Below are 15,360 nucleotides of genomic sequence, written 5' to 3' on the forward strand. Positions count from 1 at the left end.
GCCGGATCACCAGGGCCATCAGGGCCGCCGCCGCGCAGAGCGTGCCGGAGGCGTACCAGACGAGGTCGTAGGAGCCGAACACGTCGCGGGCGACGCCGCCGAGGTAGGCGACGAGAGCCGCGCCGATCTGGTGGGAGGCCAGCACCCAGCCGAACACGATGGCGCTGTCCTCGCCGTACTGCTCCCGGCACAGGGCGAGGGTGGGCGGGACGGTGGCCACCCAGTCCAGGCCGTAGAAGACGATGAAGAACAGCATCGGCGGGTGGACGGCCGGGCCCAGCAGCATCGGCAGGAAGACCAGGGAGAGGCCGCGCAGGGCGTAGTAGACGGCGAGCAGGCGGCGCGGTTCGAAGCGGTCGGTGAACCAGCCGGAGGCGATCGTGCCGACGACGTCGAACACGCCGATGACCGCGAGCAGCGAGGCAGCCGTCGTGACCGGCATGCCGTGGTCGTGCTCGGCGGGCACGAAGTGGGTCTGGATCAGTCCGTTGGTGGAGGCCCCGCAGATCGCGAAGGTGCCGGCGAGCAGCCAGAACGTGCCGGTGCGCACGGAGGTGGACAGCACCGTGAGGGTGCGGCGGGCGGCGCCGGTGACCGGGGGCGGCTTGGGCACGAACTCCCGCGCGCCGTACGGCTTCTGGCCCACGTCCGCGGGGTGGTCGCGCAGCAGCAGCCAGACGAAGGGGACCACGGCGAGGGCGGTCAGGCCGACGGTCACCGCGGCCGGGCGCCAGCCGTGGTGCTCGACCGTCCAGGACAGCAGCGGCAGGAAGATCAGCTGGCCGGAGGCGGAGGCGGCCGTCAGGATGCCGCTGACCAGGCCGCGCCGCTCGGTGAACCAGCGGTTGGTGACCGTCGCGGCGAAGGCGAGCGCCATCGAGCCCGAGCCCAGCCCCACCAGCAGTCCCCAGCACAGCCACAGCTGCCAGGGCGCCGTCATCCACACGGTCAGGCCGGAGCCGAGCGCGATCACGGTCAGCGCGGCGGCGACCACCCGGCGGATGCCGAAGCGGTCCATCAGCGCGGCGGCGAAGGGCGCGGTGATGCCGTACAGCGCGAGGTTGATGGAGACGGCGGCGCCGATCGTGCCGCGCGACCAGCCGAACTCCTGGTGCAGCGGGTCGATGAACAGGCCGGGCAGGGAGCGGAAGGCGGCCGCACCGGTGATGGTGACGAAGGTGACGGCGGCGACGAACCAGGCGCGGTGCACGCGGCGCCGGGCGGGCGGGGCCTGGACGGGGGCTGCGGCTGGGCTTGTCTGAGTCACGTCACAAGGCTCCCGGGCGCGGCCCGCCCCCATCGAGTGGCCCGAAGGACAGCATTCGCTACGATCGGGCCATGAGTGATGCCGAGGTCTTCCGTCCGCACCGGGTCGCCGTGCTCGCGCTGGACGGTCTGCTCCCCTTCGAACTGGGCATCCCGCACCGCATCTTCGGCCGCCCGAGGGACGCACGGGGCCGGCCTCTGTACGAGGTGGTGACCTGCTCCGTCCGCCCGCCCGGCCGGGTCGAGACGGACGCCGACTTCGCCGTGCACGTCGCCCACGGCCCCGAGGCGCTGGCCACCGCCGACACGGTGATCGTCCCCGCGTCGTACGAACTCGGCCCGGTCTACGAGGAGGGCCGCACGACCGAGGAGCTGGCCGCCGCGCTGGCCCGGATCCGGCCCGGCACCCGGCTCGCCTCCATCTGCACCGGCGGGTACGTCCTCGCCGCCGCCGGATACCTCGACGGCCGCCCGGCGACCACGCACTGGGCCGACGCCGAGCACTTCCAGCGGCTGTTCCCCAAGGTCAGAGTGGACGCCGACGTGCTGTACATCGACGACGGCGACGTGCTGACCTCGGCCGGGGTGGCCGCCGGGATCGACCTGTGCCTGCACATGGTCCGCCGCGACTTCGGCACGGCCGTCGCCAACGACGTCGCCCGCCGCACGGTCGTACCGCCCCATCGCGACGGCGGCCAGGCCCAGTACATCGAGCGCCCGATGCCCGACCCGCAGCTGGCCACCACGACCGCCGCCCGCGCCTGGGCGCTGGGCCGCCTGCACGAGCCGATCCAGCTGCGGGACATGGCCGAGCAGGAGGCCATGTCGGTGCGCACCTTCACCCGCCGCTTCCGCGACGAGACCGGCATGAGCCCCGGGCAGTGGCTGACCCAGCAGCGGGTGGAGCGCGCCCGCCATCTCCTGGAGACCACCGAGCTGTCCATGGACCAGGTGGCCCGGGAGGCCGGCTTCGGCACGGCCCAGTCGATGCGCCAGCACCTGCAGCAGGCGCTCGGGGTGACACCGACCGCCTACCGCCGGACCTTCCGGACGGGCGTCAGAACGTGAGCACCGCGCGCGCCACCCGGCCCGCCTCCGCGTCCGCGCGGGCCTTCTCGAAGTCCTCCACCGGGTAGACCGCCGACACCAACTCGTCGAGCAGCAACCGCCCCTGCCGGTACAGCTCGGCGTACAGGGCGATGTCCCGCTGGGGGCGGGAGGAGCCGTAGCGGCAGCCCAGGACGGACTTGTCCAGGTAGAGGGAGGAGACGCGGAAGGACGCCTCCGCCGCGGCCGGGGGCACGCCGAGCAGGACCGCCTGCCCGTGCCGGTCCAGCAGGTCGATCGCCCGGCGGATCAGCTCCACCCGGCCGACGCACTCGAAGGCGTGGTCGGCGCCCGCGGGCAGCAGGTCCCGCACGCCGTCCGCCGACGTCAGGAAGTCGGTCGCGCCGAACTCCCGGGCCATCGCCTCCTTCGCCGGGTTGGCGTCCACGGCCACGATCCGGAGGGCCCCCGCGAGCCGTGCGCCTTGCAGCACGTTCAGCCCGATCCCGCCGGTGCCGATGACGACGACGCTGTCCCCGCGGTCCACCCGCGCCCGGTTCAGCACCGCACCCACCCCGGTGAGCACCCCGCAACCGATCAGCGCGGCCGACTCCAGCGGGATGTCCTCGGGGATCGGCACCGCCTGCACGGCCTTGACGACCGTGCGCTCCGCGAAGGCCGAGTTGGCGGCGAACTGGTGCACCGGGTCCGTGCCGCCCCGGGTGAACGGCCTGGCCGGGCGCCCGATCGCCTGCCGGCACATCGTCGGGCGGCCCCGGTCGCACTCCGGGCACGTGCCGCAGTTGGCGAGCGTGGACAGGGCCACGTGGTCGCCGGGGGCCACATGGGTGACCCCGGCGCCGACCGCCGCCACGACCCCGGCGCCCTCGTGGCCGAGCACCACCGGCACCGGGAACGGGATGGTGCCGTCCACCACCGACAGGTCGCTGTGGCACAGGCCGGCCGCCGCGATCGCCACCAGCACCTCTCCCGGCCCCGGCTCCCGCACCGCCAGATCGTCCACGACCTGGACCTGCCTGCCGTCGAACACCACGCCACGCATCACCCGGCCCCCTTCGGCTCCCTGGGCAGACCGAGCACGCGCTCGGCGACGATTCCGCGCTGGATCTGGTCCGAGCCGCCGTAGATGGTGTCGGCCCGGGAGAAGAGGAACAGGTGCTGGGCCGCGTCGAGTTCGTACGGCGCCGACGCGGACCAGTCCGCGGGCCCCACGGCGGCCTGCGCACCCCGCAGCTGGACGGCCAGCTCGCCCAGCCGCTGGTGCCAGTGCGCCCACAGCAGCTTGGCGACGCTGGGTGCGCCCGGTTCGGCGCAGCCGCCGAGCGTCCGCAGGGCGTGCCAGCGCATGGTCCGCAACTCGGCCCACTGCCGCACGAGCCGCCGGCGCAGCACGGGGTCCCGCACCGCCCCGGTGTCGACGGCCGTCCGCACGACCCGCCCCAACTCCTCGGTGAACCCGATCTGCTGCGCCAGTGTGGACACCCCGCGCTCGAAGCCGAGCAGGCTCATCGCCACGCGCCAGCCCTGCCCCTCCCCCCCGACGACGTGCTCCGGGCGCGCGCGTGCCCCGTCGAAGAGGACCTCGTTGAAGTCGCTCGTGCCGGTCAGCTGGCGGATGGGCCGCACCTCGACGCGGCCGGGCTGGTCCATGGGGACGAGCAGGAAGCTCAGCCCGTGGTGCCGCCGGGAGTCCGGGTCGGTGCGGGCCAGCACGAAGCACCAGTCGGCCTCGCGGGCGAGGGAGGTCCAGATCTTCTGCCCGGTGATCCGGTACTGCCCGCCGTCCCGCACCGCCGCGGTGCGCACTCCCGCCAGGTCGGATCCGGCGCCGGGTTCGCTGTAGCCCTGGCACCACAGCTCCTCGCCGGCCGCGACGGGGGGCAGGAAGCGGGCCTTCTGCTCCTGCGTGCCGTGCGCGACGAGCGTGGGCGCGAGCAGGTTCTCCCCGATGTGCCCGGAGCGCGGGGGCGCGGGCGAGCGGGCGTACTCCTCGGCCCAGGCGACCTGCTGCGTGAGGGTCGCCGTGCGGTTGCCGTACCCCGCCTCCGGCCAGCCGAGCCCTATCCAGCCGGCCTTGCCGAGGGTGCGTTCCCAGTCCCGGCGGCCGACGTGGGGGGTGGCGTGGGCCGCGAGCCAGGAGCGTGCCTCGGCGCGGAACTCCTCGTCGTCCTGGGTGAATCCGAAGTCCATGGTGACCGCCTTGAATCGGGTGTCCGGCGCCTGGGCCGGCCGGGGGTCTCCCGGCCGGCGGCTCTGCCGTGGGTCAGGCGTTCGGCCGGGAAGAGGCGCGCGCCGCCCGTTCCATCGCCGGGAGCTGCGCCAGCATCGGCATCGGGTCGATGCCCACCGACGCCGGCAGCAGCCGCGCGATCCGCTCCGGGGTCCAGGGCCCCTCCCCGTACACCGAGCGCAGTTCCCGCGGCTGGGCCCACACGGCGATCTTCGGCCCCGCGACGGTGTACACCTGCCCGGTCACGCCCTGCGCGGCGGCGCCGTCGGAGAGGAGGTAGACCACCAGCGCGGCCACGTCCTCCGGCTCGCCGATCTCCGCCAGCTCCATGGGGACATGGGCCGACATCCGGGTGCGCGCCACCGGCGCCACCGCGTTCGCGGTCACCCCGTACTTGTGCAGGCCCAGCGCGGCGCTGCGCACGAGCGAGACGATCCCGCCCTTGGCCGCGCTGTAGTTGGCCTGGGACACCGAGCCCTGGTGGTTGCCGCTGGTGAAGCCGATGAGCGTGCCCGAGCGCTGCCGCCGCATCACCGCGGACGCCGCCCGGAAGACGGTGAACGTGCCCTTGAGGTGGGTGGCGAGGACGGGGTCCCACTCCTCCTCGGTCATGTTGAACAGCATGCGTTCGCGCAGGATCCCGGCGACGCACACCACCCCGTCGAGGCGGCCGTACGAGGAGAGCGCGGCGTCCACCACCCGCTGCCCGCCCGCCATCGTGGAGATGTCGTCGGCCACGGCCACCGCCGCACCGCCCGCCGCCTCGATCTCCTTCACCACCGCCTCGGCGACCTCGCTCGTCGGCGCGGTGCCGTCGGTGGCGACCCCGTAGTCGTTGACGACGACCTTCGCCCCCTCGGCCGCGGCCGCCCGCGCGACCGCCCGTCCGATACCGCGTCCGGCGCCCGTCACGGCGACGGCCTTGCCTGCCAAGAAGTTCCCCACGCCCGGCCCCTTCCCGCAGTTTCTGACGGTCCGTTAGATTTTATGGCGCGCCGGATGCGCGGACACAAGCCCCGGGGAGGCACCGGATGGCACTGCCGCAGGAGTTCCACGAGATCGCCGAGCGCGTGAACAACTGGGGGCGATGGGGCGCCGACGACGAGACCGGAACGCTGAACCTGATCACGGACGAGGTGGTGCGCGAGGCCGCGGCCGAGGTGCGCACCGGCCGCCGCGTCCCGCTCGCGCTCCCGCTCCGGCAGGACGGGGTGCAGAGCGGGATGATCCCCGGGCGGGTCAACCCGCTGCACGCGATGGTGCAGATCAACCAGGAGCTGTTCGGGCCCGGCACGGTGGCGTGCAGCGACGACGCGGTGACCATGGGACTGCAGGCCGGCACCCACTGGGACGCGCTCGCCCATGTCTCGCACTCCGGGAAGCTCTACAACGGCCGCCCCGGGCACACGGTCACCGCGCACAAGGGTGCCGAGTTCGGCGGGATCGACAAGGTGCGGCACATCGTCTCGCGCGGGGTGCTGCTGGACGTGGCACGCGCGCGGGGCGTGGACCGGCTGGCCGGGGGGCACGCGGTCGCCCCGGAGGACCTGGAGCGGGCCGAGGAGTTCGGCGGGGTCCGGGTGCGGGCCGGCGACATCGTGCTGGTCCGCACCGGACAGGTGCAGGTGTATCTGGCCGGGGACAGGCACGGGTACGGCCACCCCTCGCCCGGGCTGTCGGTGCGCTGCCCGGAGTGGTTCCACGCGCGCGATGTGGCCGCGGTCGCGAACGACACGCTCACGTTTGAGATATTTCCGCCCGAGATCGACGATCTGTGGCTGCCCGTGCACGCCCTGGACCTGGTGGAGATGGGGATGCCCCAGGGGCAGAACTGGAATCTCGAGGAGTTGTCCACAGCCTGTGGAGAAACCTGCCGCTATGCGTTCCTGCTGTCGGCGATGCCCGAGCCGTTCGTCGGCGCGACGGGAACTCCGGTGGCGCCGGTGGCGATCCTCTGAGGCGGTGAACCGCCGCTGCCGCCCGACCGGTTGGCGGCGCGCCTCCCCACCGTCGCGCGCACGCGCCGCCATCCGGTGCGACCCACACTCGGCGCGGGCCCCGGCCACTCTCCGGGCCCTCGCCGTCCCCTCGCGGCGAATCGACGCACACCAGAGTGATCAGCCGGTCACGGGTCGTCAACGCCGGTACGGCGCTTTGTTACGTACGCCCTGTTCGCGGCGGACCGCGCACGGGTGCACCCCCGGCGCACCACCGCGCCGGTCTGCTACACCGCCTCGAAGGCCAGGTCCTCGTACGCGGACAGCCCGCCCCCGTACGCCATCGCTGCGCTCTCCCGGGGCGGTGAACAGCGGTCGAGTTCGCACCAGATGCTCTTGCCGGCGCCCTCGGGGCTCCAGCCCCAGCGGTCGGCCAGGCAGTCCACCAGGGCGAGGCCCCGGCCACCGGTGGCGTCCCCGCCGACGCAACGCGGCACGGGGGCGCGGGAGCTGGTGTCGGCCACCTCCACGCGCACCGTCGCGGACGGCGCGGCCTCGGCCTGCGGGCCCGGCAGGGACAGCCGCAGCACGGCCGGGCGGCCGGTGTGCACCACCGCGTTGGTCACCAGCTCGGAGACGAGCAGGATCAGCGTCTCGGCCAACGGCTCGTCGGCCACTATGCCCAGCCCGCCGAGCCGCGAGCGGGCCCACTTCCTGGCCCGCCCCACCTCCGCGGGGTCGGGCCGGATCTCCAGCTGCACTTGAAGCACCTGCACCGCTCACACCATCCGAACCGGCGGACACACGACCCCGCGCCACCCGAACGCCCCGGCGCGAGCCGTGACGACGATCACGAGGGCCACGATCGTAGCCATTTTCTGCATGGCCAGAACAACGGCCAGAGCAAGGGTCACCGAACGTGATTCCCTTACGCGACAGCATGGTTGACGTACAGTCACCCTTACAAGCGCTTCGGGCATATTCCAGCGCGAAGGAGTACGCCTGAGGCATACTGTGCGACGCTCGTGCGGGGGAGTCGAACGGGCGGCGGCAACGGCCCCGACCGCCCCGCGAGCAGCGGCGCACACCGCGCGGCCCGGCACCGCCCCAGGGGCACCACCGGCTCGGCTCGTGCTCGCAGCCACTCGCATCCCACACAAGGTACCGGAGCACACCCCCGACTCCGGGCCGTGACGAGCCCCGTCGAGGACACAACCCGGTATCAACGCTCCGTGACGCCGCTGCGCCACGATCCGCGACATTGTGGGCCAAGGCTTTGGTCCCGGCGCAGAACAGGGCGCCGCCGGCCGGTCACGCCAGGAGGCCGACCGCGAGAAGTTCCTCACTCTCCGTGACACCACCGCCGCGCCGGGCCCGTACCCAGGCCCGCTTCACGTGCAGATGCACGTCGGCGTCCCAGGTGAACCCCATGCCGCCGTGCACCTGGAGGCAGTCGCGGGCCCCGCGCACGGCGGCCTCGTCGGCGAGCAGCCGCGCGGCGGCGATGTCGGCCGGGTCGGCGGTCACCGCGGCCGCGTAGACGGCGGCCCGTGCGGTCTCGGCGCGCACCAGCAGGTCCGCACACAGGTGCTGGACGGCCTGGAAGGCGCCGACGGGGCGTCCGAACTGCTCGCGGGCCCGGGCGTGTTGCACGGCCAGTTCGCAGACCCGGGTGGCGGTGCCCAGCTGCTCGGCGGCGGTGAGCAGCACGGCGTCCGGGCCGGCGGGACCGGCGGCGGCGGTGCCGGGCACGCGGTGCAGGGGGGTGAGCGGGTCCACCGACCGCAGCGGCACCGCGCCCGACGCGTCCCCGAGCACGGTGTCCGCCTCCTCCAGCCACTCCGCCAGCACCCCGTCCACGGCGGCCACGACCGCCTCCCCGGTGGCGGCGCCGGGCACGGTCCCGGCCGCGAGATGGGTGGCCACGAGCGGCCCCGGCAGCAGGGCGCGCCCCGCCTCCTCGAAGGCCAACACCGCCTCGGGCAGGCCCAGTCCGACCCCGCCGTCGGCCTCGGGCAGCCGCAGCGCGAAGAACCCGGCCGCGCCGAGCTCCCGCCACAGCGACCGGTCCAGCCGGCCGGGCGCCGCCACGGCGGCCCGCAGAGCCTCCCGCCCGAACCGCCGCGCCAGCAGCTCCCGCACGCCCGCCTTGAGGGCGCGCTGGTCCTCCGTCAGCCGGAAGCGCATGCTCATCTCCCCCTGGGCAGGCCGAGGATGCGCTCGGCCACGATGCTCCGCTGGATCTGCGAGGTGCCGGCGGCGATGGTGTACGACAGGGAGGACAGCCGGTCGAGGACCCACCGGCGGTCCAGGTCCAGGCAGTCGGGGCCGAGCACCTCGGCGGCGGCGTCGTACAGCTCCTGCCGGGCGTGCGAGTAGCGGAGCTTGAAGACCGAGCCGCCGGCCCCGGGCGGCCCGCCGCTCGCCTCCGCCTCGCTGACGTTCCACTGGGTCAGCCGCCACAGCGCCCGGAACTCCGCCTCCAGCCGCCCGAGCCGCCGGCGCAGGGCCGGGTCGTCCCAGCGCCCGTTCTCCCGCGCCGCGCGCGCCAGTTCGGCGAGGACGCGGCGGCAGGCGACGACCTCCCCGGCGAAGGCGGTGCCGCGCTCGAAGGACAGGGTCACCATCGTCACCCGCCAGCCGTCGTTCTCCTCGCCCACCCGGTCGGCCACCGGCACCCTCACCTCGTCGAGGAACACCTCCGCGAACTCCGTGGACCCGGCGAGCGTGCGCAGCGGCCGTACCGTGACCCCCGCGGCCGACATGGGCATCGCGAGCCAGGTGAGGCCCCGGTGCCGGGGCGCGTCCGGGTCCGTGCGCACCAGCAGCTCGCACCAGTCGGCGACCTCGGCGTGCGAGGTCCAGATCTTGGAGCCGCTGACCACGTAGTCGTCGCCGTCGCGCCACGCCCGGGTGCGCAGCCCGGCGAGGTCGGAGCCGGCGCCCGGTTCGCTGAACCCCTGGCACCACACCTCCTCCCCGCGCAGGATCGGCGGCAGCCAGCGCGCGCGCTGCTCGGCGGTGCCCTCGGCGGCGATGGTCGGCCCGGCGTGCAGCAACCCGACGAAGTTCGCGCCCACATAGGGCGCGCCGGCCCGCTCGGTCTCCTCCAGGAAGATCATCCGCAGGGTCGGGGAGGCGTCCCAGTGGACGCCGGCGTACCCGGCGTCGTACAGCATCCGCTGCCATCCCAGGTCGTGGGCGCGGCGGCCGGGCCAGTCGTCCGGGGACGGCGCGGGGGGCAGGGTGGGCAGCACCTCGCCGAGCCACGCGCGCAGCCGGGCGCGGAACTCCTCCTCCTCGGGCGTGCAGGACAGGTCCACTACCGGTCCAGGTCGAGGCCGAGCATGCGGATGGCGTTGCCGCGCATGAGCTTGTACACCGTCTCCTCGTCCAGGCCCTTCACATGGTCGAGGGCGACCTCCCTGGTGTGCGGGAAGGTCGAGTCGACGTGCGGGTAGTCGGTCTCGAAGGTGGCGTTGTCCCGGCCGACGACGTCGATCGAGGCGATGCCGTGCCGGTCGCGGAAGAAGCAGCAGAAGATCTGGCGGTAGTAGTACGTCGACGGCGGCTCGGGGACCAGGTCCCGGACCCCGCCCCAGGCGCGGTGCTCCGCCCACACGTCGTCGGCGCGCTCCAGGGCGTACGGGACCCAGCCCATCTGGCCCTCGGAGTACGCGAGCCTGAGCCGGGGGAACCTCACCAGGACCCCGCTGAAGAGGTAGTCCATCATCGAGGCCATGGCGTTGTTGAAGCTGAGCGACGCCTGCACCGCGGGCGGGGCGTCCGGGGAGGCGGCGGGCATCTGCGAGCTGCTGCCGATGTGCATGTTGACGACGGTCCCGGTCTCCTGGCACACGGCGAAGAACGGGTCCCAGTGGCCGGAGTGGATGGACGGCAGCCCGAGGTGGGTGGGGATCTCGGAGAACGTCACGGCGCGCACCCCGCGCGCGGCGTTGCGCCGGATCTCGGCGACCGCCAGGTCCACGTCCCACAGCGGGATCAGGCACAGCGGGATCAGCCGGCCGCCGCTGTCCCCGCACCACTCCTCGACCATCCAGTCGTTGTAGGCGCGCACGCAGGCGAGGGCGACCTCCTTGTCGTGGGCCTCGGCGAAGGTCTGCCCGCAGAAGCGGGGGAAGGTCGGGAAGCAGAGGCTGGCCTCGACGTGGTTGAGGTCCATGTCCGCGAGCCGCGCCCCGGGGTCCCAGCAGCCGCGCCGCATCTGCTCGCGGGTGATCCCCTCCAGGGTCATCTCGTCCCGGTCGAACCCGACGGCGGCGATGTTCCGCTTGTACGGGAACTTCAGGTCCTCGTAGATCCACCAGTCCGTCGGCGGTCCCTCGGGGTCCATGGTGATCTGGTACTTCCCGCCGACGTAGGCCAGTTCCCCGATCCCGGCGGTCAGCGGCTGCGGGCCCCGCTCCCGGTACTTCGCCGGCAGCCAGGTCTCGAAGAGGTGGGCGGGCTCGATCACGTGGTCGTCGACGCTGACGACGCGGGGCAGTTCGGTGGCCATGGGTCCCCTCCGCCGGACGGTACTTATCTGATGGTCCGTCAGATAGCATGGCATCTGACGAGTCGTCGGCCAAGGCAGGGGGCAGACGTGAACGAGACCCCGCACTCCCAGGAGACCCCGCACACGCTGGCCCGCGCCCGCACGCTGTGGGACCTGGTCGCCCGTCGCGCCGCCCTGACCCCCGACCGCCCGGTGCTGCTCCAGGAGGAGCGGGTGCTCACCTTCGGCGGGCTGCGCACGCGCGCCGAGCGGGTGGCGGCCGGCCTGTACGGCATGGGGGTGCGCCCCGGCGCAGTCGTCGCCTGGCAGCTGCCCACCCGCATCGAGAGCGCCGTGCTCTCCTTCGCGCTGGCCCGCCTCGGCGCCGTGCAGTCCCCGGTCATCCCCTTCTACCGGGACCGGGAGGTCGGCTTCGCGCTCCGCGAGTCGAGGGCGGAGTTCTTCGCCTCACCGGGCGTGTGGCGCGGCCACGACCACACGGAGATGGCGGCGCGGCTCGGCGCCAAGGGCGTCTTCGAGGCGTACGACGACCTGCCCGACGGGGACCCCGCCGCGCTCCCCCCGCCGCCCGCCGAGGGCACCTCGGTGCGCTGGATCTACTGGACCTCGGGCACCACCTCCGACCCCAAGGGCGTGCTGCACACCGACCGCTCGCTGATCGCGGGCGGCTCCTGCCTGGCCCACGCCCTGCGCCCGACCCCGGACGACGTGGGCTCGATGGCCTTCCCCTACGCCCACGTAGCCGGTTCCGACTACACGGTCATGCTCCTGCTCCACGGCTTCCCGGCGGTGCTGTTCGAGCACTTCGCGCTGCCCGGGGCACTCGCGGAGTACCGGCGGCACGGGGTGACGGTGGCCGGCGGCTCGACGGCGTTCTACTCGATGCTCCTGGCCGAGCAGCGCAGGCAGCCCGGCAGCAAGGTCGTCCCCACCCTGCGGCTGCTCGCGGGCGGCGGCGCCCCCAAGCCGCCGGAGCTCTACCACGCGGTCGTGCGCGAGATGGGCGTCCAGCTCACCCACGGATACGGCATGACCGAGGTCCCGATGATCACCATGGGCGACCCGGAGGACACCGCCGAGAACCTGGCGAACACCGAGGGCCGCCCGCCGGCCGGCATGGAGGTGCGCGTGGTCGACGGCGAGATACGCCTGCGCGGCGAGGCCGTGTGCCGGGGCTATCTGGACCCCGCCCAGACGGCCGCCGCCTTCGACGCCGACGGCTTTCTGCGCACCGGCGACCTGGGCCGGGTGACGGAGTCCGGCCATCTGGTCCTCACCAGGCGCCTGAAGGACGTGATCATCCGCAAGGGCGAGAACATCTCGGCCAGGGAGATCGAGGACCTGCTGCACGGGCACCCCGCGGTGGGCGACGTGGCGGTGATCGGCCTGCCGGACGAGGTCCGCGGCGAGCTGGTGTGCGCGGTGGTGGAGCAGCCGCCCGGGTCCGCGGAGTTGACCCTCGCCGAGGTGGCCTCGTATCTGCGCGCGGCGGGTCTGTCCGTGCACAAGCTTCCGGAGCGGCTGGAGGTGGTGGAGGCGCTGCCGCGCAACGACACCCTGCGCAAGGTGCTCAAGTACCGGCTCCGCGAGCGGTTCTCCCCGCCGTCGGGCCGGCCCTGATCACATCCGGCTCAGGCCCGCCGCCGCGAACAGCACGTCCCTGATCGCCTGTCGGTCGCCCACCTGCCCGGCCGCCGCGTCCTCCGGGGAGACGTGGCCGGCGGCCAGGTGGCAGAACTCGACGCCGTCCAGGGCGACATGGGCCACCTCGTGGTCGGCGGAGCCCACCGCCGCCGGTGAGTCCAGGGGGATCAGCCACTCGCCGCCGGCGGCGCCCTCGATCTCCAGCCGGAGGCTGCGGCCCGGCGCCCCCGCCGGCACCAGGTGGCGGGACCGGCGCCCCGGCGCCGACAGCCCGGCCCGCCGCCGCTCGGCGAGCGCGGTCGGCAGCATGCGGGCCGCGAGGTCGATCATCCGGTTCAGGTGGCGCGGCGCCGGCGGCTGGTACGGGTAGTCCACCGCGTCCGCGATGTCCTCGGCGTGCACCCAGCACTCGAAGGCGCGGTCCAGCATCGCGTCGTGCAGCGGCAGTTCGAAGGCGCCGTAGGGCACGGCGAGCCCGCCCGCGTGGCCGCCCGTGAAGGACACGGTCCGCACCAGGCTGTGGCTCTGCTCCCGCCAGGGCGCCCGCACCGAACGGGTCGGCGGGAAGTGGGAGGTCCGCCAGAACGCCTCCGTGCGCGCGGCCGGCCCGGCCATGTCCCGCTCGGTCACGCCGGCGACCTCCGCCAGCGGGTCCGGAAGGCCGAGCGCCGCCGCGATCAGCCCGTCCACGGACAGCAGGTGCGCGATCACCCCGGCGACGGTCGTGCGCCGGCTCGTCGCCGCGTCGGACTCGAACCAGCGCAGCCGCACCGGCGCATGCCACTCCGCGTCCCCGAAGTCCTGCAGCAGCGCGTCCAGACGCGCGGTCTCGGCGTCGTACGGCGTCGCCCACTCGGGCACCGGGATGCGCGGCGGCCGGCGGCCCAGGCAGCTCTCCAGGACCCGGGTGCGCAGCGCGGGGTCGAGGTCGAGGCTCTCCGGCTGGTGCAGCAGGCCGACCGCCTCGCGCAGCCGGCGGGCCTCGTCGGCGCAGCCGCCGCAGGAGCCGAGGTGCAGCTCGACGGCGGCCGTCTCCGCCGCCGAGCACGCGGCCAGCGCCCAGGCGCCGAGGAGCGACTTCAGGACATCGTGGGCGAGTTCCAGCGGCGCGGGTACGGGGTCTTCCTGATCGGCGAGGTCGGGCAGCGGGAGCCCGCTGTCCTCGACGGAGCTGCGGGGCATGGGTATGCGCGGCGGCCGGGCGGGATCCGGGCCGTGCCCGCCGGATGCTCCCGCCGCGCCGCCGGACCCGCCGCCCGCTCCGGGGGCTTCGGGGCCGGCCCCCGCGGCGTCCGCGCCGTCGTGCCGCCGCCCGTGCCGCTCGGGTGGGGCGTCCTCGTGCGCACCGCACGGCCCGCGTCCCTCGCGGGCGTCGTCGTCGCCGTGTTCGTCGTGCGCCTCGAAGCGTCCCGTCCCGCTCACACCGCACCGCCGTGTCCGTCGTGTCCGGGAGGTCTCCCGGCGTCGTGGGCGGTGGAGAGCAGTTGCAGGCCGAGCCGGAGCCGGCGGCGGGCCTCGTCCTCGGTGACGCCGAGGTCGACGGCGGTCTGGCGGTAGTCGCGGCGCTGGAAGTAGGCCAGCTCCAGGGCGGCGCGCAGCGGGGCGGGCATGGAGTGGACGATGTAGTCGGCGCGTGCGGCGACCGAGGCGCGGCGCACCGTGCTCTCCAACTCCTCGGCTCCCGGGGCCCCGCCGCCCCACTCCGCGCGCTCGCGCCGCTGCTGTTCCTCCCGGTCGCGCAACCGCTGCACGGCGAGCCGGTGGGTCACGCCGGCGACCCAGGAGCGCAGCGGGCCCTGCTTGGGGTCGTAGGTCTCGGGGTGTTCCCACACGTGCGCGAAGACCTCGCGGGTGACGGTGTCGGCGGCCTTCTCCTCGCCGAGGACGCGGTGGGCCAGGCTGTGCACCAGGGAGGCGTACCGGTCGTACAGTTCGCCGAGGGCGGCCGCCTCGCCGCGGGCCAGCCGCTGCTGCATCTTGCGGTCCCAGCGCGGGGGTACGTCCTTCCCGGCCATGCGGTCCCCTCCCCTCGCGCGTCCTGCGGCCTTCCAGCCTCTCTGCACCGTCACCTCGAATGTAGTCGGCACGCCCGACAGCGCACGCCCCTTTATGTCAATGCGCGCCCCCCGCAGCACCGCAGGTGATAGTGCCCCCTTCACACATTCTTCACTCAAGTGGCCCACCTCTATGATCGAACACGATCGATAGTGACCGAAACAAGCCCCTTGTCGATCGCGTCCGGTTTGCCGCGCAACGTTTCAGGGAAACGCCGCTGGGCAGCCGCGCGGAAAGAAACGTAGGAACCGCTTCCGTTTCCGGGCGGTTCCGGGAGATCCGGCGAGCGGAGGGGCTAGGCCGTGGCATTCAACGTGACCGGCGTCGAACGGGGAGAGTGGGCCGTCCTCCGGGTGTCCGGGGAACTGGACCTGATGACCTCGCCGGTGCTGCGCCAACGGGTGCACGACGCCGTGGCCGAGGGCCACCACAGCCTCGTCGTGGACCTCTCCGACGTGTTCTTCTGCGACTCCAGCGGGGTCGGCGTGCTGGTCGCCGCCCGCCGGCTGATCCGCTCCTGCCAGGGCCGGCTCCGGCTGATCCTGCCCGACCGCGGCGCCGACGACGGCTCGCACGTCAACCGGGTCCTCGGCGCGCTCGGCGTCCGCCGCCTGTTCGACGTCCACCCCGACCTCGACTCC

General features: G+C 74.0%; 14 protein-coding genes. 4 read left to right on the plus strand and 10 right to left on the minus strand.

Annotation, left to right across the window (positions count from 1 at the left end):
* Positions 1–1,267 (minus strand): MFS transporter (locus tag ACLU3S_RS29820; protein ID WP_413955078.1); only part of this gene is annotated, 1,267 nt, incomplete at its 3' end.
* 71 nt (positions 1,268–1,338) lie between these two features.
* Between ACLU3S_RS29820 and ACLU3S_RS29825 the strand changes: the two genes are divergently transcribed.
* Positions 1,339–2,334 (plus strand): GlxA family transcriptional regulator, encoded by a 996-nt coding sequence (locus tag ACLU3S_RS29825; protein ID WP_413955079.1) that lies wholly within the window; start codon positions 1,339–1,341, stop codon positions 2,332–2,334.
* Here ACLU3S_RS29825 and ACLU3S_RS29830 read toward each other — a convergent pair.
* The 3 genes from ACLU3S_RS29830 to ACLU3S_RS29840 all read right to left on the minus strand — a co-directional run bounded on the left by ACLU3S_RS29830 (position 2,324) and on the right by ACLU3S_RS29840 (position 5,509).
* On the minus strand, positions 2,324–3,376 hold the full coding sequence (locus ACLU3S_RS29830; protein WP_413955080.1) for a Zn-dependent alcohol dehydrogenase: 1,053 nt from the start codon (positions 3,374–3,376) through the stop codon (positions 2,324–2,326). The two genes, ACLU3S_RS29825 and ACLU3S_RS29830, sit on opposite strands and share 11 nt — an antisense overlap.
* Positions 3,376–4,524 carry an acyl-CoA dehydrogenase family protein gene (locus tag ACLU3S_RS29835; protein ID WP_413955081.1) on the minus strand — a complete coding sequence of 383 codons (1,149 nt, stop codon included), beginning with the start codon at positions 4,522–4,524 and terminating at the stop codon, positions 3,376–3,378. Before ACLU3S_RS29835 ends, ACLU3S_RS29830 begins: the two co-directional genes overlap by 1 nt.
* Before the next feature lie 73 nt (positions 4,525–4,597).
* The gene (locus ACLU3S_RS29840; RefSeq protein ID WP_413955082.1) at positions 4,598–5,509 is read right to left on the minus strand and encodes an SDR family oxidoreductase; all 912 of its coding nucleotides are present in this window, start codon (positions 5,507–5,509) and stop codon (positions 4,598–4,600) included.
* An 86-nt stretch (positions 5,510–5,595) separates the two neighbouring features.
* Here ACLU3S_RS29840 and ACLU3S_RS29845 point away from each other — a divergent pair, with 86 nt between their 5' ends.
* Positions 5,596–6,522, plus strand: coding sequence for a cyclase family protein (locus tag ACLU3S_RS29845; protein ID WP_413955083.1), 927 nt, complete (start codon positions 5,596–5,598; stop codon positions 6,520–6,522).
* Between the two features lie 266 nt (positions 6,523–6,788).
* Here ACLU3S_RS29845 and ACLU3S_RS29850 read toward each other — a convergent pair whose 3' ends face one another.
* The 4 genes from ACLU3S_RS29850 to ACLU3S_RS29865 all read right to left on the minus strand — a co-directional run bounded on the left by ACLU3S_RS29850 (position 6,789) and on the right by ACLU3S_RS29865 (position 11,020).
* Positions 6,789–7,262, minus strand: a complete 474-nt coding sequence (locus ACLU3S_RS29850; RefSeq protein WP_413955091.1) for an ATP-binding protein — start codon at positions 7,260–7,262, stop codon at positions 6,789–6,791.
* A gap of 550 nt (positions 7,263–7,812) precedes the next feature.
* On the minus strand, positions 7,813–8,688 hold the full coding sequence (locus ACLU3S_RS29855) for an acyl-CoA dehydrogenase family protein (RefSeq protein ID WP_413955084.1): 876 nt from the start codon (positions 8,686–8,688) through the stop codon (positions 7,813–7,815).
* Positions 8,689–8,690: 2 nt separating this feature from the next.
* The gene (locus ACLU3S_RS29860) at positions 8,691–9,824 is read right to left on the minus strand and encodes an acyl-CoA dehydrogenase family protein (RefSeq protein ID WP_413955085.1); all 1,134 of its coding nucleotides are present in this window, start codon (positions 9,822–9,824) and stop codon (positions 8,691–8,693) included.
* On the minus strand, positions 9,824–11,020 hold the full coding sequence (locus ACLU3S_RS29865; RefSeq protein WP_413955086.1) for an amidohydrolase family protein: 1,197 nt from the start codon (positions 11,018–11,020) through the stop codon (positions 9,824–9,826). The genes ACLU3S_RS29860 and ACLU3S_RS29865 overlap by 1 nt, the downstream gene beginning before the upstream one ends.
* An 87-nt stretch (positions 11,021–11,107) precedes the next feature.
* Here ACLU3S_RS29865 and ACLU3S_RS29870 point away from each other — a divergent pair, with 87 nt between their 5' ends.
* On the plus strand, positions 11,108–12,640 hold the full coding sequence (locus tag ACLU3S_RS29870) for a class I adenylate-forming enzyme family protein (RefSeq protein WP_413955087.1): 1,533 nt from the start codon (positions 11,108–11,110) through the stop codon (positions 12,638–12,640).
* Here the strand turns inward: ACLU3S_RS29870 and ACLU3S_RS29875 are convergent, their stop codons facing one another.
* Positions 12,641–14,086 (minus strand): maleylpyruvate isomerase N-terminal domain-containing protein, encoded by a 1,446-nt coding sequence (locus ACLU3S_RS29875; RefSeq protein WP_413955088.1) that lies wholly within the window; start codon positions 14,084–14,086, stop codon positions 12,641–12,643. It lies immediately after the preceding gene.
* Positions 14,083–14,679, minus strand: a complete 597-nt coding sequence (locus ACLU3S_RS29880) for a sigma-70 family RNA polymerase sigma factor (RefSeq protein ID WP_413955089.1) — start codon at positions 14,677–14,679, stop codon at positions 14,083–14,085. The genes ACLU3S_RS29875 and ACLU3S_RS29880 overlap by 4 nt, the downstream gene beginning before the upstream one ends.
* 342 nt (positions 14,680–15,021) lie before the next feature.
* Between ACLU3S_RS29880 and ACLU3S_RS29885 the strand changes: the two genes are divergently transcribed.
* Positions 15,022–15,360: STAS domain-containing protein (locus ACLU3S_RS29885; protein WP_413955090.1), on the plus strand; the 339-nt coding region annotated here is incomplete at its 3' end.

It is taken from the genome of Streptomyces sp. AF1A (assembly GCF_047340315.1).
Taxonomy (GTDB): Bacteria; Actinomycetota; Actinomycetes; order Streptomycetales; family Streptomycetaceae; genus Streptomyces.